Here is a 23,569-nt window from a genome sequence, read left to right as displayed (position 1 = left end):
AGTTGTCTTTCGGGCGGCCGGTGGTGTCGGCGGTGTCGACGGTGACGGGGGAGCCGGTGACGTCGCAGTGGTCGGATCCGGAGTATTGGGTGGGGCAGGTCCGTTCCACCGTCCGATTCCACGACGCCGCCCAGCGGCTGCTCGCCGACGACGTCACCACGCTCATCGAGGTCGGACCCGACGCGATCCTCACCGGCATGCTCGCCGCCCACCTGCCCGACGGAGTCGCCGCCCTGCCCACGCTGCGCCGCGACCGCCCCGAACCACAAGCCGCCGCCGAACTCTTCGGCCACCTGTACGCCTACGGCCAACCCGTCGACCCCGACACCTATCCGCCGGTGGCCGCCGGCACCCGCATCCCCCTACCCAGCTATCCGTTCCAACGCGAGCGGTACTGGCTCCTGCGCGACGCCGCCACCACGACCGCCGTACCCGAACCGAAAACCACACCAGCACCGGCAGTGGATCTGACCGGCCTGGACGACGACGCCCGCGCCGACCGGCTGCTCGCACTGGTCCGCACCGAAGCCGCCACCGTGCTCGGCCACGGCGACCCCACCCGGCTCGGTGCCGACCGCGCCTTCACCGACCTCGGCTTCGACTCGATGACCGCCGTGGAACTGCGCAGCCGGCTCAGCACCGCCCTCGGCATCCCCCTGCCCGCCACTGCGGTATTCGACCACCCGACGCCCCGCTCGCTGGCCGGCCTGCTCCTCGACCAGTACGCCACCGCCGCACCCGCCGCACCCGACGACCTCGACCTGCTGGCCGAGGTGGACCGCCTCGACGCCGCGCTGGCCCGCAACACGCTGACCACAGATCGGCGCACCGCCGTGCTGGTCCGACTCGGAGAAGTACTGGCCCGCCGGTCACCGACCGAACCCGGCCCCGAACCGGACCTGCTGCACTCAGCCGACGCCGACGAACTGTTCGCCTTCATCGACGACCAGCTCGGCCGCGCCGCCCGACCCGCCGGCGCCTGACCCACCCCGGCCGCACCCACCCCCCCCCGGCCGCACCCGCCCGACCCCCCGAGGAGACGCCGTGTCCGAAGAGGACCGCATGCTGAAATACCTGCAGTGGGTGACCGCCGAGCTGCAGCGGTCACGCGAACGCGTCGCCGAACTGGAGGCCGGCACCCCGGAACCAGTCGCCGTGGTGGCCACCGCCTGCCGCTACCCGGGCGCCGACAACCCCGAACAACTGTGGCAGCTGGTCGCCGACGGTGTCGACGCCATCACTACCTGGCCGGACGACCGTGGATGGGACGTCGACCGGCTCTACCACCCGGACGGCCCGCCCGGCACCTCCTACACCCGCCACGGCGGTTTCATCGACGCGGCCACCGACTTCGACGCCGAGTTCTTCGGCATCTCCGCCCGCGAAGCCCTCGGCATGGACCCCCAGCAGCGAGTGCTCCTGGAAACCACATGGGAACTGTTCGAACGCGCCGGCCTGGACATCGGCCCGCTGCGCGGCAGCCGCACCGGCGTGTTCGTCGGCGTCGGCGAACAGTCGTACCTCGGCCTGGACGGCCCACCCGAACTCGACGGCTTCATGATGACCAGCCGGCTCAGCAGCATCGCCTCCGGCCGCATCGCCTACACCTTCGGCCTCGAAGGACCCGTACTCTCCGTCGACACCGCCTGCTCCTCATCCCTGGTCGCCCTGCACCTGGCCGCCCGCGCCCTGCGCGCCGGGGAAGCCGACCTCGCCGTCGCCGGAGGCTGCACCGTCTACGGCCACCCCGGCGGGTTCATCGACTTCTCCCGGCAGCGTGGCCTCGCCCGCGACGGCCGCTGCAAATCCTTCGACGCCACCGCCGACGGCACCGGCTGGGCCGAAGGCGCCGGCCTGCTCCTGCTGGAACGCCTCACCGACGCCCGCCGCCACGGCCACCGCATCCTCGCCGTCCTGCGCGGCTCCGCCATCAACTCCGACGGCGCCTCCAACGGCCTCACCGCGCCAAGCGGCCCGGCCCAGCAACGCGTCATCCGGCAGGCCCTGGCCGACGCCCGGCTCACCCCCGCCGACGTCGACGTCATCGAGGCCCACGGCACCGGCACCCGACTCGGTGACCCGATCGAAGCCCAGGCCCTGCTGGCCACCTACGGGCAGGACCGCGCCATTCCGGCGCTGCTCGGCTCGCTGAAATCCAACATCGGCCACAGTGTCGCCGCCGCCGGAGCCGGCGGCGCGATCAAAATGATCGAGGCCATGCGCCACGGCATCGCCCCCCGCTCCCTGCACCTCGACACACCCAACCCGGCCGTCGACTGGACCCAGGGCGCACTGGACCTGCTCACCACGGCACGCCCATGGCCGCAGACCGAACGCCCCCGCCGCGCCGCCGTGTCGTCCTTCGGCGTCAGCGGCACCAACGCCCACATCATCCTCGAACACGTTGCCGAACCACCGGAACCGGACACACCACGGCAGCCAGGCCCGTACCCGTTCCTGCTCTCCGCCCGCACCGCAGCCGCGCTACGCGCCCAGGCGAACCGGCTACACACGCACCTGAGTAACCGGCCCGACGTCGAACCGGCCGACGCGGCATACACCCTCGCCCTGCACCGCACCCCCCTGGGACACCGCGCGCACGTGGTCGCCGCCGACCGTAGCGGCCTGCTCGACGGCCTCGCCGCGCTGGCCGCCGCACCGGACACCACCCCGACCGGCGAACCCGGACGCCTCGCCGTGATCTTCTCCGGGCAGGGTGCCCAACGCCCCGGCATGGGCGCCGCCCTGTACACCCGTTTCCCCACCTTCGCCGCCGCCCTCGACGAGGTCTGCGCCGCCTTCGCCCCCCACCTCGACGAGCCGCTACGCGACGTCCTGTTCGCCACCGACGGCACCGACCAGGCAGGGAAACTGGCACACACCGGCTGGACCCAACCCGCACTGTTCGCGTGGGAAGTGGCGCTGTTCCGGTTGGCCGAGTCCTTCGGCGTACGCGCCGACATGGTCGGCGGGCACTCCCTCGGCGAGATCACCGCCGCGCACGTCGCCGGAGTGCTGGACCTGACCGACGCCGTCACCCTGGTCGCCGCCCGCGCCCGACTGCTCCAGGACCTCCCACCCGGGGGCGCCATGGTTGCCGTCGCCGCCCCGGCCGACCAGGTGCAGGCACTGCTCGACGAGCACGACGACGACGTGGTGATCGCCGCCGTCAACGCCCCTGCCGCAGTGACCCTCGCCGGCCCCGAACCCGCCGTGCTCGCCGTCGCGCAACGACTCGCCACCCAGGGGATCACCACCCACCGGCTCGCGGTCAGCCACGCCTTCCACTCGCCAATGACCACCCCGGTCCTCGACCCGCTGCACCGGGTCGCCGCCACCCTCACCTACCGGGAACCCACCCTGCCGGTCGTGTCCAACGTGACCGGCGACCTCGCCACCCCCGGCCTGCTGACCGACCCCGACTACTGGGTACGGCAGGTCCGCGCCACGGTCCGCTTCCAGGACTGCGTCCGCGCGCTGGCCGACACCGGTGCCACCACCTTCCTCGAAGTCGGACCGGCGGCCGTGCTCACCCCGGCGGTCGCCGCCACCCTCACCGACCACACCGGCGTGGCGGTACCTGCACAGACCGGCCACGACCAGGTGGGCGCCCTGACCGGCGCGCTGGCCACCCTGCACCGGCACGGTCACCGCGTCGACTGGCGGGCGGTGCTCGACGGTACCGGCGCCCGCCCCGTCGACCTCCCCACCTATCCGTTCCAACGGCGCCGGTTCTGGGTCACCCCGCCCCCGGCCGACTCGGCCGCCCTCGGCCTCACCCCCGCCGACCACCCGGTGCTGGCCGGCGCCGTCACCCTGCCCGACACCGGCGAGCTGGTCCTCACCGGCCGCTTCGCCCCCGCCACCCACCGCTGGCTGGACCGCCACCGGGTGGACGGCGCCGTCCTGGTGCCACCGTCGGCCCTGGTGGAACTGGCCATCCGGGCCGGCGACGAGTGCGGCCGGCCGGTGCTGCGCCGCCTCGACGTAACCGGCCCGGTCATCTGCCCCGACCGGGGTCTGCGCGTGCAGATCCGGGTCGGCGCACCCACCGGGGACACCCGGCCGGTGACGCTGCACGGCCGCCCGGACGGCGTCGACGTCCCGTGGACACTGCTCGCCACCGGCGACCTGGCCGCCGACGTCGCGACCATCCCGACGGCCGAGGGCGAGCCGGTGCCCGTGCGGCTGCCCGACGGCGAAACGGCCGGCGACTACGTGCTGCACCCCGAACTCCTGCACGCCGCGCTGGCCGCGACCAGCCACCACGGCGAGGCTTACCACTGGCGTGACGTGGCCGTGCAGCGCCGCGCCGCCGCCACGGCCGGGGTACGCACCATCGTCACCGACCCGGCCGGCAACGGCAGCTCCCCCCGCGGCCTGCTGCTCACCACCGGCAACGACGAACCGCTGGCCACCGTGGCCACCGTCCGCACCCGAGAGGTCGACGCCGACACCCTGGCCCACGCCCGGCACCGACCCGGTGACGCCCTGTTCCGCATCGCCTGGCAGCCGATGGCCGTGCCGACCGCCACCGGCCCCACCCCGGCCGTCATCGACGGTCGCGCCACCGCAGCCGGTGACCTGGCCACCGACCTGCACCGGCGTACCACCGACCTGCTCGACACCCTGCACCGCCACCTGGCCGCCCCGTCCGGCCCACCGGCCGTGCTGCTCACCCGCGGCGCGACCGGCCCAGGCCCGGTCACCGATCCGGCCGCCACCGCCCTGCACGGACTGGCCCGCACCGCCACCACCGAACAGCCCGGCCGTCTCGTCATCGTCGACCTCGACGACGAACCCACCCCGGAACTACTGACCAGCCTGGCCGCCACCGGTGAACCGGAGATCGCGGTACGGGCCGGGACCGCGTACGTGCCCCGCGCCGAACGGGTCCCCACACCACCCGGACCCGGCCCCCGCCTCGGCGCCGGAACCGTGCTCGTCACCGGGCTCGGCTCGCTCGGCACCCTGGTAGCCACACACCTCGCCACCCGCCACGGCGTCCGGGACCTGCTCGTGCTCAGCCGCAGCGGCCCGGACACACCAGCCGCCCGCCAGTTGATCGCCGACCTCGCCGCCGTCGGCGCCACCGCCCGGGTCGTTGCCTGTGACGTGGCCGATCGGGACGGGCTGCGCGCCGCGCTGGCGGCCGCACCGCCGATCAACGCCGTCTTCCACACCGCCGGGACCATCGACGACGGCCTGATCGGCGACCTCGACCCGGACCGGCTGGCCCGGGTGCTGCGCCCCAAAGCAGACGCCGCCGCCCACCTGCACGAACTCACCCGCCACCTCGACCTGGCCGCGTTCGTGCTGTTCTCCTCGCTCGCCGCGACCATCGGCGGCGCCGGGCAGGGCAACTACGCCGCCGCCAACGCCTTCCTCGACGGGCTCGCCGCGTACCGCCACGCCACCGGCCTGCCGGCCACCTCGATCGCCTGGGGCCTGTGGGCCGGCCGCAGCGGCATCACCGGAGACCTCACCGACGCCGACCGGTCCCGCATCGCCCGCGCCGGCTATCAGCAGATCGACCCGGCCACCGGCCTGACCATGCTGGACACGGCGCTGCGGCATCCGGAGCCGGTGCTCATCGGCGTGCCGATCGATCTGACCGCCCTGCGCGCCCGCCCGGAGACCGTGCCGGCGGTGCTGCGTAGCCTGCTGCCGCCGACGGTACGGCGCGAACCCGCCGACGCGGACCGGTCCGCCGACACGCTGACCGACCTGGCCGGGCTCTCCGCCGACGAACGCCGCGACGCCCTCACCACCCTGGTCCGTACGGTCACCGCCGACGTGCTCGGCCGCACCGGGACCGACAACCTGCCCGCCGACGGCACGTTCACCGACCTCGGCATCGACTCGCTGCTCGCCGTCGAACTACGCAACCGGCTGGCCCAGCGCACCGACCTGGCCCTACCCGCCACCACCGTCTTCGACCATCCCACCCCGCAGGCCCTGGCCGACTACCTGCACACCAGCCTGCTCGACACGGGCCCGGAGCGGTCGGCCGGCCTTGACCTGACCGCCGACGTCACGCTGCCCGACGACATCCGGCCGGCGCCCGGCTCCACCCCCCACGGCGCACCCCGGCACATCCTGCTCACCGGCGCCACCGGGTTCGTCGGCGCGTTCCTGCTCCGTGAACTACTGGCCACGACCACCGCCACGGTGCACTGCCTGATCCGGGCGAACGACCCGGACGACGCATGGAAGCGGCTACGCGCGACCGCCCGGTGGTACCGCATCGAGGACCAGCTGGACCCCGGCCGAGTGGTACCCGTGGTGGGGGACCTCGCCGCCGACCGCCTCGGCCTCACCTCGGGCGCCTTCGACACGCTGGCCCGCGACATCGACGTCGTCTACCACGCCGGCGCGACGGTGAACTGGCTCCAGCCGTACGCCACGTTGCGTGCGGCGAACGTGGACGGCACCCGCGAGGTGCTGCGCCTGTCCGCCGCGCACCGCACCGTACCGGTCCATTACGTCTCCACCACCGGCGTGTTCGCCGGCCCCGCCCCCGACGGGCGTGGCCACGGTCCACACGACCCGACCGGCCCGGCCGACCTGCTGCCCAGCGGCTACCTGCAGAGCAAATGGGTCGCCGAGCAGATCATCGGACTGGCCCGCGAGCGCGGTCTGCCGGTCTCGGTGTACCGGGTGGACCTGGTCTCCGGCGACCGCCGCCACGGCGCCTGCCAGACCCGCGACTACCTGTGGCTGAGCATCAAGGGACTGATCCAGGCCGGCACGATTCCGGACAGCCTCGGCGGCAGCGTCCCCCTGGTACCGGTCGACCACGTGGCCGCGTCGATCATCGCACTGTCCACCGACTCGAAGCAGATCGGCAGCACCTACCACCTCTACAACCGCGAGCGGGTCGCCTGGAGCGACATCCTGGACCGGCTCCGTGCCCACGGACACCTGCTGCCCGTCACCAGTTGGGCCGAGTGGCACGCCGCGGTGCTCGCCGACCGGGACAACGCGCTCTACCCGCTGCTCGACGCGTTCGAGCTGATGGTCGCCGACACCGACGCCTTCTACCCGGTGATCGACACTGCCGACACCGACGCCGCGCTGGCCGCCGCGGGTCTGCCACCCGCCCCGGTCACCGCGGACGTACTGGACACCTACCTGCGATTCTTCACCGAGGTCGGGTACCTGCCACCGGCCCTCGCCACCAGTTCGGCACGCTGACCCGCACCGACGGGCCGGTCGCCCCGCTGGGGGTGACCGGCCCTCAGGGCAGCGGAAGCAGTCCCTGACCGATCGCGCCGGCCACGTCCGGCCGGTGCTCGTCGAGATAGAAGTGCCCGCCGGAGAAGACGCGCAGGTCAAACCCGGCCGAGGTGTGTGCCGACCAGGCGCGCACTGCCGCGACGGAAGCCTGCGGGTCGGCGTCACCGGTCAGGGCGGTGATCGGACAGTTCACCGGCGGATGCGAATGCCACGCGTACGTGTCGATGGCCTGATAGTCGGCACGCATGACCCGTAGGAGCTCGGCGCGGAGTTCGGCATCGGTCAGAAACAGGGGATGGGTGCCACCCGCCTCGCGGAGATCGTCCAGGATCCCGACGTCCGTGCGCGGCGGATCCGGCCGGCACGGCGGCTGATCCGGCGCGCGTCGGCCCGAGACGAACAGCCGTTGCGGCAGTCGGGCACCGGCCCTGGCACGCCGCTGGGTGACCTCGTGTGCGATCACCGCACCCATGCTGTGCCCGAAGAACGCATACGGCCCGGCGAGCCGGGCGCGCAGCACGGCGTCCGCCTCGTCGGCAAGCTCCGCAATGGAGGTACGGGCGCGCTCGGCACGCCGGTCCTGCCGTCCCGGGTACTGGATCGCCAACACCTCTATTTCCGGTGGCAGCGCCCGGGCCAACGACAGGAAGTAATTGGCCGTCCCGCCGGCGTGCGGAAAGCAGACCAGTTGGATGCGGTGGGCACCGCTCGTGGTGAGTGTTCGCACCCACCGATCCGCCACTGCGAGGTTCTCGTGCACCGATGTCATTCCCCGACGCTACGCATTACGGCAGCCCACTCGGTCACCGTCCACTCTCGGCACGGTCACGGCGGTTCAGGACGGTGCGGTCGCGAGAGCGAGCCGTCCTGAGCAGGGCCACCCGGCACCTGGACCGAGCGGACAGCATGGCGCAGACCTTCCGACTCCCGTACCTTGGCCGCATGCGGGGTGCGTCTTGCGCTGGTTTCGCTACCAGGGGACGCGCTCAGGTTTTGTCTGGTTGATATCCCACTCCAGCCTGGTGGCAGCGACGTAGAGGGCACACGATCTGCGTGATCACCGACGATGATGTCGAAATCGAGCCTGCTCAGCCACGCCGACGGTTGCGGGATCTGGGCCGTCCGCTCGTTGTCCTGATGGCGCCGGTGTTGGTGCGCCTGGCTAACCGGGACACGCGGTTCGTCTGGACGCTGGGGGAGGTGCGTGGTCATGCTCGGGACTGGCCGCCTTCGGGTGGTGACGCTGAGATGGCCAACCTCTTCCGCTTTCAGGCGTGGTTCGGGCTGAGCGTGGTTCCGTTGGCCGGGTACGTGGCAGCGTCGCTGCTGCGCTCGGTTTCGGCCGGCGACTCGGTGCTCGAGGCGGTCATGGTGGGCGCCGCCACGGTAGGCATGTTCACCCTCGGGATGGTCCTGGTGAGCGGGCTGAAGTGGGGGTTGTCGCAGTACTTCACGCCGGACCTGGACCGCCGTCTTGGTCCACCCCGCAGACGGGATCCCCGGCCGCGCACGCGGCGGCCGGGTTTCGTGGTGCGGTTGTGCCTGCCGAGCAACCTGGACTGGGTGCTCGCGCTGGTCTTCGCCAGCTGCATGGCACCGAACGCCTTTCCCTGATCGACTTCGGTTCCGGTCAGGCCCGGTGGAACTGCGGGACCGACCCGCCGTACCGGTCGATGTGGCGCTGACCGCTCATTCGGGCGGCGTCGTCGAGTAGGTGTCGAGGCGGGCGGCGGCCTTGTTGACGCAGGCGGTGACAACGTCGCGCGGGTCGCGGTCGAGACTGGTGATGGCGACCAGGGCGGTGAGTACGACGTCGGCCAGTTCGGCGGCCACGTCGTCGGTGGTGTGGGTGACGCCTTTGCGGGGGTTCTGGCCGATGGCGCCGATCCAGGCTGCGGCGACTTCGCCTGCTTCCTCGGTGACTTTGAGGATGCGCAGGCCGATTTCCTCGCGGCTGCGGCCGTTGACGGTGTCCAGCCGGGCGGTTACCACGGCGGCGAGGTCGAACAGGTCAGTCATCGGGTTGTCTTTCGAGGTTGGGGCCGGCAATGACGGCGTGCCGTAGGTCGTCGTGCGGTCCGACCAGCTGCTGGCGGTCGGCTCGTTCGGTCGGGGTGGGCAGCATGTGGACGCGGATCTCGACATGATCGCGGCCGGGGGCAGTGCGTACACGGACCAACACGGCGGGGGCGTGGCCAGCCGGCGAGTTGGTAGCCGCGCTTGGCGAGGTTTCGACCTGTGCTGGTCACCTCGCCCGGTGCCACTCAGGCCCTTCCGGCGTCAACACTGCCGGACCGGTCGGACGGCGAGCGAACCGACCCGAAACAGCCGAGGGTCAAAGCCACCACAGCGACTCCGCCGGGTCTTCCGCGACCTCGAGCATTTCCACGGCCGTACAGAGGCTGTCCACGAAGTCGTGGGGCGGGACGAGCAGATGCGCGCCGGGAAACAACGCCTCGATCAACATTTCTTTTCCCAGCTCCACGAGGATGTCCTGCGCGATGTCCAGGGTCTGGGCCACGACTGGGTGCTGGTCCGCTATCTCCGCTGGATCGGAGGCGGCGAAGCGGGGGTTGTTCCTGAAGGTGACGAGGGCGTCCAGCATCTGAGTGCGGTGGTGCTCTTCGGTGACCGCACGGGCGACGATGCCGGCGATGTCTTCGCGGATGTCCTGGGCAGCCTTTTTCTTCGCCGCTTCATCGAGTTCGTCGAAGGCGTCGAGTTTCCTTTTGAGGGAGCGCCCCTCGGGGTTGTCCTTCACCAGGTCCAGTGCAGCCTGGCGGAGCGGAAATTCCTCGGGTTCATGGCCGCAGCGCATTCACCCAGTCTGGCGATCGCTGGCAAGGAGCTGGACGGTCAGTCGAGGGCCGCGATGGCGTGCACCTCTACGGCGGAACCGTAGTGCAACTCCTTCACCCCGGCGACGGCGCGCTGAGGGCGGTGGGCGCCGATCCAGCCCTGGTAGAGGCTCTGGATCTAGAGTTCCTGTCCAGAGGCGAGGGGAGCGCGCTCGGCGTCGCCTCAACAAGCACCGACGAAGGAGCGTCACCCTCGATGTCCGACAACATGGCCCAGCTCACCGACCGCAGCGGCCGCCGCTACGCATCCGACCAGCCCCGCTGGCGTGGCGACGACAAATCCCCGCTGATGATGGAGCCCCTGCCCGGCATCACCCGCGAGCAGATCGACACCGGCGTCAACTCTCAGTGGCGCTATCGGGCCGCGCTGCCCCTGCCCCAGGCCGATCCCGTCACCCTGGGCGAAGGACGCACCCCCCTGCTGCCGCGGACCTTCGCGGGACTCCACGTGGCCGTCAAGCCCGAGTCCATGAACCCCACCGGCAGTTTCAAGGACCGCGGCAGCTCCGTCATGATCACTGCGCTGCGCCACCAGGGCATCGGGCAGATCCTCGAAGACTCCAGCGGCAACGGCGGCTCCTCCATCGCCGCCTACAGCGCCGCCGCCGGCATCGACGCCCAGATCATCGCCCCCGCCTCCACGTCTCCCACAAAGATCGCGCAAGTACGCCTGCACGGAGCGGGCGTGGATCTCGTCCCCGGCAGCCGCCAGGACGTCGCCGACGAAGCCATCCGCCGCGCCGACACCCGCTTCTACGCCAGCCACAACTGGCACCCCCACTTCCTCCAGGGCATCAAGCTGATCGCCTACGAGATCTGGGAGGACCTGGGCTTCACCGCCCCCTCGGCCGTCCTGGTGCCGGCCGGCGCCGGCAGCCTCGTCCTGGGCTGCGCCATGGGTTTCGCCGAGCTCAGGCGGGCAGGAGAGATCGACCAGGTGCCCCGCATCCTGGTCAGCCAGCCCGAACACTGCTGCCCGCTGGTCAACGCCCTCACGGGCGGCGACATCGCGGTCGAGGCCCGCACCTGGCCCAAGACACTCGCCGAAGGAACCGCCATCGCCCAGCCGGTACGCGACCGGGAGGTCCTCGCGGCGATCCGTGACAGCGGCGGCGCCGCCACCGCAGTCGCCGAGGAGGAACTCCTACCCGCCGTGCGTGAGCTCGCCCGTACCGGCGTGTTCGTGGAACCCACCAGCGCGCAGGTCCTGCCCGCCCTCCGCCAGTTCCACGCCGACGGCCACATCAACCCCGACGACACCGTGGTCCTCGTCCTGACCGGCTCCGGCCTCAAGGCCGGCCAGGCGCTCAGTGATTTCGTCAACGACGTCTCCCCGTGATCAGCGCCGTGCGTGTTCGGCGCGTGCGGGTGCGCCCACCTCGTGCAGGTGTCGCAGGGCCTGGCGGTAGGAGGTGACAAGACCGGTCTGTACGTAGGCGACGCCGATCTCGGCGCAGTACGCCTGCACGATCGGTTGTGCCTTGCGCAGGTTGGGCGTCGGCATGCCGGGGAACAGGTGGTGTTCGATCTGGTAGTTCAGGCCACCGAGCGCCGCGTCGACCAGCCGGTTCCCCCGAACGTTGCGGGAGGTCAACACCTGCTTGCGGAGATAGTCCTCGGTGCCGGTCGGGTGCGGCATGCCCTTGTGGTTGGGAGCGAAGGTCATGCCGAGGTAGACGCCGAACAGTGCCTGGTGCAGCAGCAGGAAGGCGACGGCCTGCGGCGGCGAGAGGACGAGCACCAGCGCGCCGAGGTAGCCGACGGCGTGCAGGATCAGCAGTGCGCTCTCCACACGCCGCTGTTTCACCGTGCCGTCGCGCAACGCCTTGACGCTTGACACCTTCAGGCTGACGGCGAGCAGCGTGAGCAGCGGGAAGAACAGCGTGGCCTGGTGCCGGGTGATGAAGCCCTTCAGTCCGCGACGGCCGATGGCCGACTCGGTGGTCCAGACGAGCACCTCGGGGGCCACGTCCGGGTCGAGGTCGTCGTGGTTGGGGTTGTTGTGGTGACGGGTGTGCTTGTCCATCCACCAGCCGTAGCTCATTCCGATGCCGAGATTGCCGGCCAGCAGTCCGGCGACCGCGCTCGGACGTCTGGTGCGGAACACCTGGCGGTGTGCCAGGTCGTGCGCCACGAGTGCGACCTGGGCGAACGTGACGGCGAGGAACACGGCGGTGATCATCTGCCACCAGGAGGAGCCGAGGGCGAAGAAGGCCGCCCAGCCGCCGACGAACATCAGCGTGACGATGCTCAGCCGGACGACGTAGTAGGCGGGCCGGCGGCGCATCAACCCGGCGTCGGTGATCCGGCGGGACAGGACGGCGAAGTCGCTGCCGGTCGTCGACTGTGACGGCATGGTAGTCATCATGAGCCCAGCAGACCGTCTCAGCAGGGCGTTGTCAGGAACGCTGTCTCCCCTCCGAACGGGGTGCTAGCACCACCGAGAAACGGCGATCGCGTGGGCACAATGGCACCCGTGAACACGGCCGGGCCTGACGAGCGGACGTACGAGTGGGCGCGTCGGGGTGTGCGCGCGGTGCTCGCCGGTCTGGCCGCGATCGGCCTGGCCCTGGCCAACGTCGCGCTGCTCGTCGTATCGCTGCTGGCGCTGGTCCTGGTCCCGGTGCCGCTGCTCGGCATGGCGCTGCTGTCCTGGACGACGACGCTGGTCCGAAAGCGGGCGGACCTCGAACGCAGGCGTGCCGCATGGGCCGGGGTCCCGGTGCCATGCCCGTACCATCCGCCCCCGGAGCGGGGCATCGCCGGCGGCTGGCGGCGCTTCCGGTGGATCGTCACGGACCCGGCCACCTGGCGCGACCTCGCCTGGCTCCTGCCCGGCGGGATCGTCGGGGCCACCCTCGGCGTGATCTCGCTGGCCGTGCCGCTGTACGGGATCATGGGTCTGACGCTGACGCCGCTGTGGATCTGGCTCGGCACCGACTGGTACGGCTACGGCACCGTCTGGTCCATCGACACATTCGGTGAAGGGCTGATCTGCCTACCGCAAGGCGCCGCCATTCTGGCCGGCGGTCTGTGGGTGGCGCCGTGGCTACGGCGGGTCGACGCGTACTTCGCCCGACTCCTGCTCGCACCGACCAAGGCCGCCGAACTTCGCCTGCGGGTCGCCCAGTTGACCGTGACGCGCGCCGACACGGTGGACGCCCAGGCAGCCGAGCTGCGCCGCATCGAGCGCGACCTGCATGACGGCATCCAGGCGCGGCTCGTCTCGCTGGGCATGACGATCGGTCTGGCCGACGAACTGATCGACCGGAACCCGGCCGCAGCCCACGAGATGCTCGCGGAAGCGCGTGAAGCAAGCAGCGCCGCACTGGTCGAGCTGCGGCACCTGGTCCGGGGCATCCATCCACCCGTGCTTGCCGAACGCGGACTGGACGGCGCGGTGCGGGCACTGGCGCTGAGCCTGCCCGTGCCGATCACAGTCGATGTCGACCTGCCCGGCCGACTCGACACACCCGTCGAGTCGGCCGCCTACTTCGCCGTCGCGGAGACGCTGACCAACATGGTCCGCCACAGCCGCGCCCACACCGGATCGGTGTCCCTGCGGCACGCGGACGGAACACTGACGATGGTGGTCGCCGACGACGGCGTGGGCGGCGGCGACCCCGTGTCCGGCACCGGTCTGCGGGGCATCGAACGCCGCCTGGCCGCCTTCGATGGCACGATGGCCCTGTCGAGTCCGCTCGGAGGGCCCACCGTCATCACCATGGAGTTGCCGTGCGCGTTGTCATCGCCGAGGACCACGCGCTCCTCCGGGACGGGCTGACCCGAATCCTGCGGGCCTACGACTTCGACGTCGTCGCCGCCGTCGACAACGGTCCGGCCCTGCTGCCCACCCTGATCACCCACCGGCCCCAGGTGGCGGTCATCGACGTCCGACTCCCGCCGACGTTCACCGACGAAGGTCTGCAGGCCGCGATCGCGGCTCGTACCCGGATTCCCGGCCTGCCCATCCTCGTGCTCTCCCAGCACGTCGAGCCCTTGTACGCCCGCGAACTGCTCAGCACACCGCACGGCGGGGTGGGCTACCTGCTCAAGGACCGCGTGTCCCACGTCGGCGAGTTCGTCGACGCCGTGCGCCGGGTCGCCGCCGGCGGTACCGCCATGGACCCCGAGGTGATCTCGCAGCTCCTCGCCCGCCGAGAGCCGCTGGCGGCGCTCACCCCCAGAGAACGGGACGTGCTCGGTGAAATGGCCGAAGGTCGCTCCAACGCGGCGATCGGGGCCAAGCTCCGCATCACCGAGAAAGCCGTGAGCAAACACATCAACAACATATTCACCAAACTCGACATGCCGCCCTCAACTGACGACAACCGGCGGGTGCTTGCCGTCCTGGCGTACCTCAACGCCTGAGCGGGTGGAAGGCACACGCCAGACGCGACTCGCCGATCCGGCCGCCCGGGGGCGGATCACGGTCAGGGGATTCCGCCGGCGCCGGCTGCGACGGGGACGTCAGGCAAGGTGTTTGAGATGTGTCAGACGATGAATTGTACTTCCGGAAAGGCCGGGTTCGGGCCTTCGAGCAGGTGCTGCCGCTGGTGACGTAGGTGCAGGTCGAAGAACGCGAGCGGGTACGCCTGCTGGATCCGCACCGCCCGGGCCGGGTCGAGGGTGCCGATCCAGCCGGCGAGGTCCTCGTCGCTCATCCCGATGATCCTCGCCAGTTGCGGGATCAGCCACTGGTTGTCGCAGTACGACGAGTGCGCCGCGCCGTCCGCCTGCACGTTGAGCCGCCATCCGTGCAGGTTCGACCAGAACTGCGCGATGCTCGGCTCGGCGGCCCGGGTGAACTCGGCGGTCATCAGCATGAACGGTCGGTCGATCTCAGCGACTGGTGGCACCGACTGCATCGGGCCGTCGAAGCCGAGCCCGGCCCGTACGCGCCGGTCCTGGTTCATGACGAGGGCGGTCGCGGTCGCGCCCTTCGACCAGCCGAACATGCCAATGCGACGCAGGTCAAACGCGGCGCCCAGGCTGGCCGGCAGCGGACGCCCCCGAACGTCGGGGTTGCGGCCGGCGGCCAGGTCCTCGATGCAGTCGAGAACGAACCGGATGTCGCGGGCGTGGTCCCATGGCGTGAACGACAGACCCTCGGGGACGGTGAGCCGGCCGTCGGGGAAAACGCTGAACGCGTCGTACGTGTGATCCACTGTGACCACGACGTAGCCGTGACTGGCGAGTTCCTGGACCACGATGGTGGCCTCGGCACGGTGACCGTCATTGCCGTGGGAGAACACGATCACGGGCAGCCGTGCGGGTGCCCGGAGCGCCGCAGCGCCCTCGTGGCCGGCCGTGCGGGGCGCCGCCGCGGCACCAGCGTCGAACCCGGCGGACACGAGCAGCGCACGCAGCGGCGCGGCGGGCATCCACGGCACCACCGGATGACGCCGGACGTTTCCGACGGCGGGATACCAGACGCTGGCCATCAGCTCGCGATGATGCCCGGCGCCGGCGACCGGATCCGGGCGGGATCCGTCGACGAGGTGCAGCGACACGGTGCCGACACGGTGCGGCCCGGTGGGCGGGGGCAGTGTGATCCGTGTCGGGCCGGGCGAAGCCGGCGCCGCTCGGCCGCGGTCGCCGAGCGGCACGGCGACGCCGGTCGCGAGCGCGGCTGCGAGCAGGCGCCGACGGGTCAGTGCGCTGGTCATCGGCCCTCCGCGGTGTCGGTGGTCTCAACCCGCGCAATGAGCAGCTTCAGCCGCCCGATCTCGTCGGCGAGCGCAGTGCTGCCGGCAGCGGTGAGCGTGATCCAGGTACGGCCGCGTCGCCCCTCGTACCCCTTCTCGATCTCGATCAGACCGGCCTCTTCGAGCACGCTGAGGTGCTTGGAGAGGTTGCCGCCGGTCAGTTCCAACTGGGTGCGCAGGTAGCCGAACTCGACCCGACGGGCCTCGTGCGCGATGGTGAGGATGCCCAGCCGGACCCGCTGGTGCACCACGTCGTCCAGGCCGTTGACCGGGTGGGCGGACGGTGCGTACGGGTCCGGGGCCCCGCTCGCGGCGGTCATCGCTGCCGCCGGCGGGCCACCGCGAAGCCGACCGCGCCCAGCAGCAGCACGGCGCCGTTGACGATCTGCGGCGGCAGGAACTCTCCCAGAATTCCCGCGTATCCCCAGTCGGGGTGCCAGAAGATGTTGATCGGCACCAGCACCACCGCCAGATACCCGAGGGTGAACACCAGCAGCGCGACGTGGCGCTCCAACCAGGCCAGCACCAGCAGCGCGACCCCGATCGCGCCCGCCGGTGCGACCAGACGGTCCAGCAGCATCACCCAGGAGGGGAGCGGTTGGGTGGGCGCCGAGCCGGCCAGGTACAGGCGCGCCAGCAGCCACAGAACGGTGAACAGGACGGTCAGCGCGACGCCGGTGATCACGTACGGCAGCACCCGGACGCCCAGCCCCCGCGACCGGGCGACCCGCACGGCGTAAACGGCGATCGCCGTGTACGCCAGCAGCAGCGCCGGCGGCCAATAGAACATCGCGCCGTCACGCCGGACGTGGCACCAGGAGCCGTCGTTCACGTCCGTGACCCACGCGCTCGCGGATCCACAGTCGGCTCGGAGGGAGTACCAGTCGATCGGAATCGCCACGAACGTCACCGCGGCCAGCACCAGTAGCGCAACCCAGGTCACCCGCTGGTCAAGACGCACCCGGCGGGCGAGGGCGCGCACCTCCGACAGCAGCTGGCGGGGGTCGCCGCTGGTGGGTACCGAATCAGCAGTCATGCCAACAGGTTTCCACAGCAAACCTATTTCCGATAGTGCTTTCTTGAGCGGTTACCGTGCTCGCCCTGACGCCCATCCCGCCCGTCGGACAGCGTGACGCGGAGACGACCATCCGGCCCGTACGATGGCGAGCGGCGCTGGTTCGCCCCATCCCGCCAGGGTGGGGTGTCGTAAGAGGGAACCCGGTGAGAGACCGGGACTGCCCCGCAGCGGTGAGTGGGAACGACCGCCGTCAACGAAGCACTGGACCACCAGGTCCGGGAAGCGACGGCCAGTAGGTGACCTCGTGTCATGCCCGCGAGTCCGAAGACCTGCCAGCGCTGCGCACGCCACCGGCGTGCGCCGCAGGCGGCCTCTCGGGAGGGCCAGGGCGGAAGCGGGCACCGTGAGATGTGCCTGCCTTCCCTCCCCGGGGCCGCTGGGCACTTCGAGGGAAGGACCCCACAGGTGACTACCGCATTCGGCCAGAGCACTGTGCTCGGCTACCCACGTATCGGCGTCGATCGTGAGCTGAAGAAGGCCGTCGAGGCGTACTGGGCCGGCACCATCGACGTCGACGCTCTGGAAAGCACCGCCGCCGGGCTGCGCGCGCAGGTGTGGCGGACGCTGCACGACGCCCGCCTCGACGCGATCCCGTCGAACACGTTCTCCTACTACGACCAGGTCCTCGACACGGCCGTCGCCGTCGGCGCGATCCCCACCCGCTTCGCCCGGCTGGGCCTGCCCGCGCTGGACACCTACTTCGCCATGGCCCGCGGCGTCGACACCGAGCCGGCACTGGAACTGACGAAGTGGTTCGACACCAACTACCACTACCTGGTGCCGGAGATAGCCCCCGACACCGTCTTCACCGCGAACCCGGCGAAGGCGCTGGGCGAGCACGCCGAGGCCCGCGACCTGGGCATCACCACCCGACCGGTGTTCATCGGGCCGGCCACGTTCCTGCTGCTGGCCAAGGGCGACGATCCGTTCGCCCGGCTCGACGACCTGGTCGACACGTACGCCGCGATCCTCACGGCACTCGCCGAGGCGGGGGTGGCCTGGATCCAGCTGGACGAGCCCGCCTACGTCGCCGACCGCACCCCGGCCGAGATCGACGCCCTACGCCGCGCCTACATCCGGCTCGGTGAACTCACGCACCGGCCGAGGATCTTCGTCGCCACCTACTTCGGTGACCTCGGCGCCGCACTGCCGGCGCTACTGGACACCCCGGTCGAAGCAATCGGCCTGGACCTGGTCGCCGGCCCGGGCAACCTCGACCGACTCGCCGCTGCCGGCCCACTGGCCGGCAGGACCATCGTCGCCGGCCTGGTCGACGGACGAAACATCTGGCGTACCGACCTGCGCGCCGCGATCGCGGCCGGAGCGACGGTCGCCGGGCTGGCCGACCACGTCGCCGTCGCCACCTCCTGCTCCCTGCTACACGTCCCGGTCGACCTGTCCGCCGAGACCCGCCTCGACCCCCGGCTGGCCGCGCGGCTCGCGTTCGCCCGGCAGAAGGTCGACGAGGTCGTCCTGCTCGGCCGTGCGCTGCGTGACGGCACCACGGTGCTACCGGCACCGCTGCCGCCGACACCGGCGGCCTGGCACCACGACAGTGTCCGCGGACGCCTCGCCGCACTGCGACCGGCCGACCGGCAGCGCGGGGACTATCCCGTTCGGGCCGCCCGCCAGCAGGATCGGCTCCGCCTGCCACAGCTGCCGACCACCACGATCGGCTCGTTTCCGCAGACCACCGAGCTGCGCAAGGCCCGCGCCGCGCACCGCGCCGGCAGACTCGACGACGCCGGCTACGCGTCGCGGATGCGCGCCGAGGTGGAGCATGTGATCCGACTGCAGGAGCGGTGGGGCTTGGACGTGCTCGTGCACGGCGAACCGGAACGCAACGACATGGTGCAGTACTTCGGCGAGCAGCTCGACGGTTTCGCCGCCACCGAACACGGCTGGGTGCAGTCGTATGGCTCCCGCTGTGTCCGGCCGCCGATCATCTACGGCGACGTGGCGCGCAGGGCACCGATGACGGTGGAGTGGTCCACCTACGCGCAGTCGCTGACCAGCAAGCCGGTCAAGGGGATGCTCACCGGCCCGGTCACCATCCTGGCCTGGTCCTTCGTCCGCACCGACCAGCCTGTCGCGGACACTGCCGACCAGGTCGCGCTCGCCCTGCGCGACGAGTGCCGTGACCTGGAGTCGGCAGGCATCCGGGTCATCCAGGTCGACGAACCGGCGTTGCGCGAAACGCTGCCGCTGCGCAAGGCCGACCAGAAGGCATACCTGGACTGGGCCGTCGGCGCGTTCCGACTGGCCACCAGCGGCGTCGCCGACGACACCCAGATCCACACCCACCTGTGCTACTCGGAGTTCGGTGAGGTGATCACCGCCATCGACGCCCTCGACGCCGACGTCACCAGCATCGAGGCGTCCCGATCCAAGATGGAGATCCTCGACGACCTCGCCGCGATCGGCTACCGCCGGGGCGTCGGCCCGGGGGTGTGGGACATCCACTCGCCCCGGGTGCCGCCGCGTGAGGAGATGGTCGAGGCGCTACACCGGGCTGTCGCGGCCGTGCCGGCCCGACGGTTGTGGGTCAACCCGGACTGCGGCCTGAAGACCCGCAGCTATCCCGAGGTCGAAGCGTCGCTGCGGCACCTGGTCGCGGCTGCCGCCGAGGTACGCGGACACTGAGATCGCCACCCCGGGCGGGCCTCCTGGAAGGTCCGCCCGGTCTGATCCGAATGAGCTGGACGGTCATCGTGAGGCGTCAGCCGTGGCCGCTCGGCGTTTCCTTCCGGGTGCAGGCCGAGGCGGCAGCGTCGTCGCTCGTCATGGAGCCGCAGCGATGGGGGGCGAGCAGGGCCGAGCCCCGACCGCCTCGCTTCCTCGACACGCTCCAGGACGCGGTTATCGGCAGTGTCCAGGTCCGGCTCGGCTACGTCGACCGCGAGGGCACCGAAACCGAGCGAACCGTCCACCCGCTGGGCATCGTCGCCAAAGGCCCATCGTGGTACCTCGTCGCCAACACCGAGGCCGGTCGAAGAACCTTCCGAATCGACCGTGTCTCGTCCGCCGACCCGACGTGCGACCCTGTGCACCGACCCGAGGACTTCGACCTTGCCACGAGTTGGCGCGCGATCGCCGACGAGGTCGAGCGCAAACGAACGCCCCTCGAAGTCCGGGCGCTGTGCGCGCCCGAGGGAATAGGCGTGCTCCGGATGGGGTTCGGCGGTCGGCTCGAAGTGGGACCTTCCAGGACCGACGGTCGTATCGAGGTCGTGATCCGCGGCAACGACGAACACATACTCGCTGGCGAGCTTGCCGGGCTGGTCGAATGGATCGAGGTCACCGGCCCCCCGGGCGTGCGAGACCACCTAGCCTCGATCGGCAACGCGCTCGTCGAGCGATACGGCTCAGACCGGCAGGGACGTCGTACGGCGGCTGTGAGCGAGGATGCCGCTCGTCACCGACGCCCGTAAGCAAGCATCACCCGGCGATGAGGCGTCGTGGTGCAGCTGAGGACAAACGGGCACAGACTGCCCGCCCACCCCTCACCATAGGGGAGTCGGCACCGTGTATCGACCTGCCCCTACGGTCGAGGCTGCGGGCGGTGCCCGGTCGAGGAGGCGTCGAACAGGCCGTGGGCGGCTATGGCGTGCAGATCGCGTTGGTGCTGGTGTTGGTGCTGGTGAACGCGGTGTTCGCGGGCAGCGAGATGGCGTTGGTGTCGCTGCGGGAGAGTCAGCTGCAGCGCCTGGAGCGCACCTCCCGGGCGGGACGGGTGCTGGCGAGGCTGGCACGCGACCCCAACCGTTTCCTCGCCACCATTCAGATCGGCATCACCCTGGCCGGGTTCCTGGCCTCGGCGGCCGCCGCGGTGTCACTGGCGGCGCCGTTGGTGGGGCCGCTGGGGTTCCTGGGGTCGGCGGCGGAGCCGGTTGCGATCGTGCTGGTCACCATCGTGCTGACGTTCGTCACCTTGGTGCTGGGCGAGTTGGCGCCGAAGCGGATCGCGATGCAGCGGGCGCAAGGGTGGGCTCTGTTGGTCGCCCGCCCGCTGGACGCGTTGTCGGCGTTCTCCCGTCCGGTGGTGTGGCTGTTGGGTAAGGCCAGCGATGCGGTGGTGCGGTTGACGGGCGGAGACCCACGGGCCCGCCGTCAGGAGGTCACCACCGAGGAACTGCGGGACATCGTCGCGGGGCAGCGTAACCTCACCCCCGAACACCGCATGATCATCTCGGGGGCGTTCGAGGTGGCCGAGCGGATCCTGCGGGAGATCCTCGTCCCGCGCCGCGAGGTGGTCACCCTGTCCGAGTCGCTGACCGCGCCGCAGGCGCTGCGCGAGTTGGGCCGATCGGGGCAGACCCGCGCGCCGGTCGTGGGCCGCGCCGGCCTCGACGACACCGTCGGCGTGGTGCACATGCGTGACCTGCTCGACCAGGAGGGCCCGGTCGCCGAACACGTCAGCGTGCCGCTGTATCTACCGGAGACGTTGAAGGTCACCGAGGCGATTCGGGAGATGCGGTCGCAGCGGCAGCAGTTCGCCCTCGTGGTGAACGAGCGTGGCGCCATCGACGGCATCGTGACGATGGAGGACCTGGTCGAGGAGATCGTCGGGGAAATCTACGACGAAACCGACCGGGACGTGCAGGCACTGGTGCGGGAGGCGGACGGGTCACTGCTGCTGTCGGGCGGCTTCCCGCTGCACGACCTGCCGGACGTGGGCGTCGACCTGGACGAGGACACGCTCGAGCCCGGCGACTACACCACAGTGGCGGGCCTTGTCCTGGCACACCTCGGTCACATCCCCAAGACGCCCGGCGAAGTGGTCGAGTTGCCGGGTCTGACCGCCGAGGTGGCCGAGGTGACAGGCCGGGCCATCACCCGCGTACGCCTGCGGACCACAGCGCGGCCCGACGGCCCCGACACGGACGAACCCGAGGTGGAATCCTGACCGGGGCCGGTCCCCGACGAGCGCCTACGCGCGGCCGACCGTGACGCGTATGATTGATTAGCTTCGATCTAACGGGCTTGTCGCCACGCTGGACCCATCTCTGGGCATCGCATCCTCCACGTGAAGGAGCGCCATGAAACCGTCCCTCCGGGCCGTCCTGGCGGTGGTCGTCCTCGCGGCCCCGCTGGCCCTGACCGTCCCCGCGCAGGCCGCCAACACCCTCACCATGCGCGGCGCCGACGTCTCCTCGCTGCAACGCAGCCTGGACCTCGGCGCCCGCTACTACAACGCCTCCGGCGCGCAGGCCGACCCCTACGACATCCTCTCCGCCAAGGGTGTCAACTACCTGCGGCTGCGCATCTGGAACAACCCGATCAGCGGCTACAACAACAAGGCCAAGGTGCTCCAGCAGGCCAGGACGATCAAAGCGAAGGGCTTCAAGCTCCTGATCGACTTCCACTACTCGGACACCTGGGCCGACCCGGGCAAGCAGTATCCGCCCGCAGCCTGGGCCAACCACTCGCTGAGCCAGCTGCAAAATGACGTCTACACCTACACCCACGACGTATGCACCGCCCTGAAAGCACAGGGCACCACCCCGGACGCCGTGCAGATCGGCAACGAGATCAACGTGGGCATGCTGTGGCCGGCCGGGCAGGTCGTCAACAACAACTTCGCGCCCCTGGCGAGCCTGCTCAAGCAGGGCTACCACGCCACCAAGGCCTGCAACAGCGGCACCCAGGTGTGGATCCACACAGCGAACGCGGACAGCACCGCCAACGCCCGCTGGTTCTACGACGGCATCAGAGCACAGGGCGTGACCTGGGACGTCACCGCCCTGTCCTACTACTGCATGTGGCACGGCTCGCTGGCGAACCTGTACAACGTGATCGCCGACGTGAAGTCCCGCTACGGCAAACCGGTCGTGCTCGCCGAGACCGCGTACCAGTTCACCACCGCCAACGCCGACCACCAGGGCAACGCGATCCCCGGCACCGTGCTGTGTGACAACATCCCCGCCACCTGGGCCGGGCAGGCACAACAGTTCAGCTGGGTGCAGAACACCGTACGCAACGCCGGCGGCGTCGGCGTCTTCTACTGGGAACCGACCTGGTACGCGATTCGAGGCAACGGCTGGGACCCGGCGGACATCAACGGCACCGGCAACGGCTGGGACAACATGGCCATCTTCAACTGGACCGGCCACGTGAACCCACACGTGGTCTGGACCCCGTAACCCGCCACCCCGTGGCCTGGCGGCTCACCCCGACAGGCCACGGAGTTTCGTCCGTCCGGCTGGTCGCCGAGCGCGGCGGGGACTCGATCGCCGGCAGGCGGCCGGGCCGGCAGCGGGCCCTGGCCATCGTCGCTCTCGACCTCATCGTTCGTGACGAGTGAATCCGTGGAGAGATCGTGCACGCTCAATCCACTGGCAGCCCGGAGACGATCCTTGTCTGCATCCGGGGCAACTCCGGTTCGGGTAAGAGCAGCATCGCCCGGGAGCTACGACGCCGGCACGGTCGGGGTTGCGCCCTGGTCGAGCAGGACTACCTGCGGCGAATCGTGCTGCTCGAACGGGACAAGCCCGGCGGTGCCGCACCGGCGTTGATCGGGCAGACCGTCCGGTTCGCCCTCGACCACGGCTACCACGTCGGGACTGTACAAATAACGGCTGATCGACCGATCAAGGGAGAGACGCCAGATGACGACCGAGATCACCTCGGGGCAGGAGCCGGCGGCCAGGCCGGCGGATGCGGTCACGGATGAGCAGTTGATCGCG

Annotated in this window: 17 protein-coding genes, 1 pseudogene and 1 riboswitch; of the genes and pseudogenes, 11 read left to right on the top strand and 7 right to left on the bottom strand. The window is 70.8% G+C overall.

The window, feature by feature from the left end; genetic code table 11:
• Both EG812_RS28945 and EG812_RS30010 read left to right on the top strand, forming a co-directional pair.
• The coding region (locus EG812_RS28945) for a phosphopantetheine-binding protein (RefSeq protein WP_233579704.1) at positions 1 to 983 on the top strand (983 nt) is incomplete at its 5' end.
• A 61-nt stretch (positions 984 to 1,044) separates the two neighbouring features.
• On the top strand, positions 1,045 to 7,197 hold the full coding sequence (locus EG812_RS30010) for a type I polyketide synthase (protein ID WP_199743985.1): 6,153 nt from the start codon (positions 1,045 to 1,047) through the stop codon (positions 7,195 to 7,197).
• Positions 7,198 to 7,240: 43 nt separating this feature from the next.
• Here the strand turns inward: EG812_RS30010 and EG812_RS28935 are convergent, their stop codons facing one another.
• Positions 7,241 to 8,008: a thioesterase II family protein gene (locus tag EG812_RS28935; RefSeq protein ID WP_126713484.1), complete on the bottom strand. Its 768-nt coding sequence runs from the start codon at positions 8,006 to 8,008 to the stop codon at positions 7,241 to 7,243.
• Between the two features lie 284 nt (positions 8,009 to 8,292).
• Between EG812_RS28935 and EG812_RS28930 the strand changes: the two genes are divergently transcribed.
• Positions 8,293 to 8,853 carry a hypothetical protein gene (locus EG812_RS28930; protein ID WP_126713483.1) on the top strand — a complete coding sequence of 187 codons (561 nt, stop codon included), beginning with the start codon at positions 8,293 to 8,295 and terminating at the stop codon, positions 8,851 to 8,853.
• Positions 8,854 to 8,928: 75 nt separating this feature from the next.
• Here EG812_RS28930 and EG812_RS28925 read toward each other — a convergent pair whose 3' ends face one another.
• Positions 8,929 to 9,258: a MazG-like family protein gene (locus EG812_RS28925; RefSeq protein ID WP_126713482.1), complete on the bottom strand. Its 330-nt coding sequence runs from the start codon at positions 9,256 to 9,258 to the stop codon at positions 8,929 to 8,931.
• 316 nt (positions 9,259 to 9,574) lie between these two features.
• Positions 9,575 to 10,057, bottom strand: a complete 483-nt coding sequence (locus EG812_RS28920; RefSeq protein WP_126713481.1) for a hypothetical protein — start codon at positions 10,055 to 10,057, stop codon at positions 9,575 to 9,577.
• Between the two features lie 236 nt (positions 10,058 to 10,293).
• On the opposite strand from EG812_RS28920, the gene EG812_RS28910 reads away from it, so the two are divergent.
• Positions 10,294 to 11,436 (top strand): pyridoxal-phosphate dependent enzyme, encoded by a 1,143-nt coding sequence (locus EG812_RS28910; RefSeq protein WP_126713480.1) that lies wholly within the window; start codon positions 10,294 to 10,296, stop codon positions 11,434 to 11,436.
• On the opposite strand, the gene EG812_RS28905 is transcribed toward EG812_RS28910, so the two are convergent.
• A complete protein-coding gene (locus EG812_RS28905; RefSeq protein ID WP_431882950.1) occupies positions 11,437 to 12,462 on the bottom strand; it encodes a fatty acid desaturase family protein in 1,026 nt (341 codons plus the stop codon).
• Positions 12,463 to 12,573: 111 nt separating this feature from the next.
• Here EG812_RS28905 and EG812_RS28900 point away from each other — a divergent pair, with 111 nt between their 5' ends.
• Together EG812_RS28900 and EG812_RS28895 are read left to right on the top strand one after the other, a co-directional pair.
• Positions 12,574 to 13,881, top strand: a complete 1,308-nt coding sequence (locus tag EG812_RS28900) for a sensor histidine kinase (RefSeq protein ID WP_233579703.1) — start codon at positions 12,574 to 12,576, stop codon at positions 13,879 to 13,881.
• Positions 13,833 to 14,468: a LuxR C-terminal-related transcriptional regulator gene (locus tag EG812_RS28895; protein WP_013733188.1), complete on the top strand. Its 636-nt coding sequence runs from the start codon at positions 13,833 to 13,835 to the stop codon at positions 14,466 to 14,468. The genes EG812_RS28900 and EG812_RS28895 overlap by 49 nt, the downstream gene beginning before the upstream one ends.
• A 122-nt stretch (positions 14,469 to 14,590) precedes the next feature.
• On the opposite strand, the gene EG812_RS28890 is transcribed toward EG812_RS28895, so the two are convergent.
• From EG812_RS28890 to EG812_RS28880, 3 genes are read right to left on the bottom strand one after another with little or no spacing between them, the layout of a single operon-like run.
• Positions 14,591 to 15,766, bottom strand: coding sequence for an alpha/beta hydrolase family protein (locus tag EG812_RS28890; RefSeq protein WP_126713478.1), 1,176 nt, complete (start codon positions 15,764 to 15,766; stop codon positions 14,591 to 14,593).
• Complete coding sequence (locus EG812_RS28885) at positions 15,763 to 16,125, bottom strand: transcriptional regulator (RefSeq protein ID WP_013733190.1); 363 nt, start codon at positions 16,123 to 16,125, stop codon at positions 15,763 to 15,765. The genes EG812_RS28890 and EG812_RS28885 overlap by 4 nt, the downstream gene beginning before the upstream one ends.
• Positions 16,122 to 16,841 carry a hypothetical protein gene (locus EG812_RS28880; protein ID WP_126713477.1) on the bottom strand — a complete coding sequence of 240 codons (720 nt, stop codon included), beginning with the start codon at positions 16,839 to 16,841 and terminating at the stop codon, positions 16,122 to 16,124. The genes EG812_RS28885 and EG812_RS28880 overlap by 4 nt, the downstream gene beginning before the upstream one ends.
• Before the next feature lie 121 nt (positions 16,842 to 16,962).
• Positions 16,963 to 17,174, top strand: a riboswitch (cobalamin riboswitch).
• Positions 17,175 to 17,288: 114 nt separating this feature from the next.
• Between EG812_RS28880 and metE the strand changes: the two genes are divergently transcribed.
• From metE to EG812_RS28855, 5 genes and pseudogenes are all read left to right on the top strand, one after another.
• Positions 17,289 to 19,526: a 5-methyltetrahydropteroyltriglutamate--homocysteine S-methyltransferase gene (metE, locus tag EG812_RS28875; protein WP_013733192.1), complete on the top strand. Its 2,238-nt coding sequence runs from the start codon at positions 17,289 to 17,291 to the stop codon at positions 19,524 to 19,526.
• 50 nt (positions 19,527 to 19,576) lie between these two features.
• On the top strand, positions 19,577 to 20,314 hold the full coding sequence (locus EG812_RS28870; RefSeq protein ID WP_199743984.1) for a helix-turn-helix transcriptional regulator: 738 nt from the start codon (positions 19,577 to 19,579) through the stop codon (positions 20,312 to 20,314).
• Positions 20,315 to 20,475: 161 nt separating this feature from the next.
• The gene (locus EG812_RS28865; protein ID WP_013733194.1) at positions 20,476 to 21,789 is read left to right on the top strand and encodes a hemolysin family protein; all 1,314 of its coding nucleotides are present in this window, start codon (positions 20,476 to 20,478) and stop codon (positions 21,787 to 21,789) included.
• A gap of 133 nt (positions 21,790 to 21,922) precedes the next feature.
• Positions 21,923 to 23,026 (top strand): glycoside hydrolase family 53 protein, encoded by a 1,104-nt coding sequence (locus tag EG812_RS28860; RefSeq protein WP_126713475.1) that lies wholly within the window; start codon positions 21,923 to 21,925, stop codon positions 23,024 to 23,026.
• 176 nt (positions 23,027 to 23,202) lie between these two features.
• Positions 23,203 to 23,442: pseudogene (locus tag EG812_RS28855) on the top strand (P-loop NTPase family protein); the annotation flags it as partial.
• Positions 23,443 to 23,569: the final 127 nt, after the last annotated feature.

The organism is Verrucosispora sp. FIM060022, assembly GCF_003977705.1.
Taxonomy (GTDB): domain Bacteria; phylum Actinomycetota; class Actinomycetes; order Mycobacteriales; family Micromonosporaceae; genus Micromonospora; species Micromonospora gifhornensis.
Note: the sequence above shows the minus strand (reverse complement) of the source record. Positions and strands in the feature narration are given on the sequence as shown.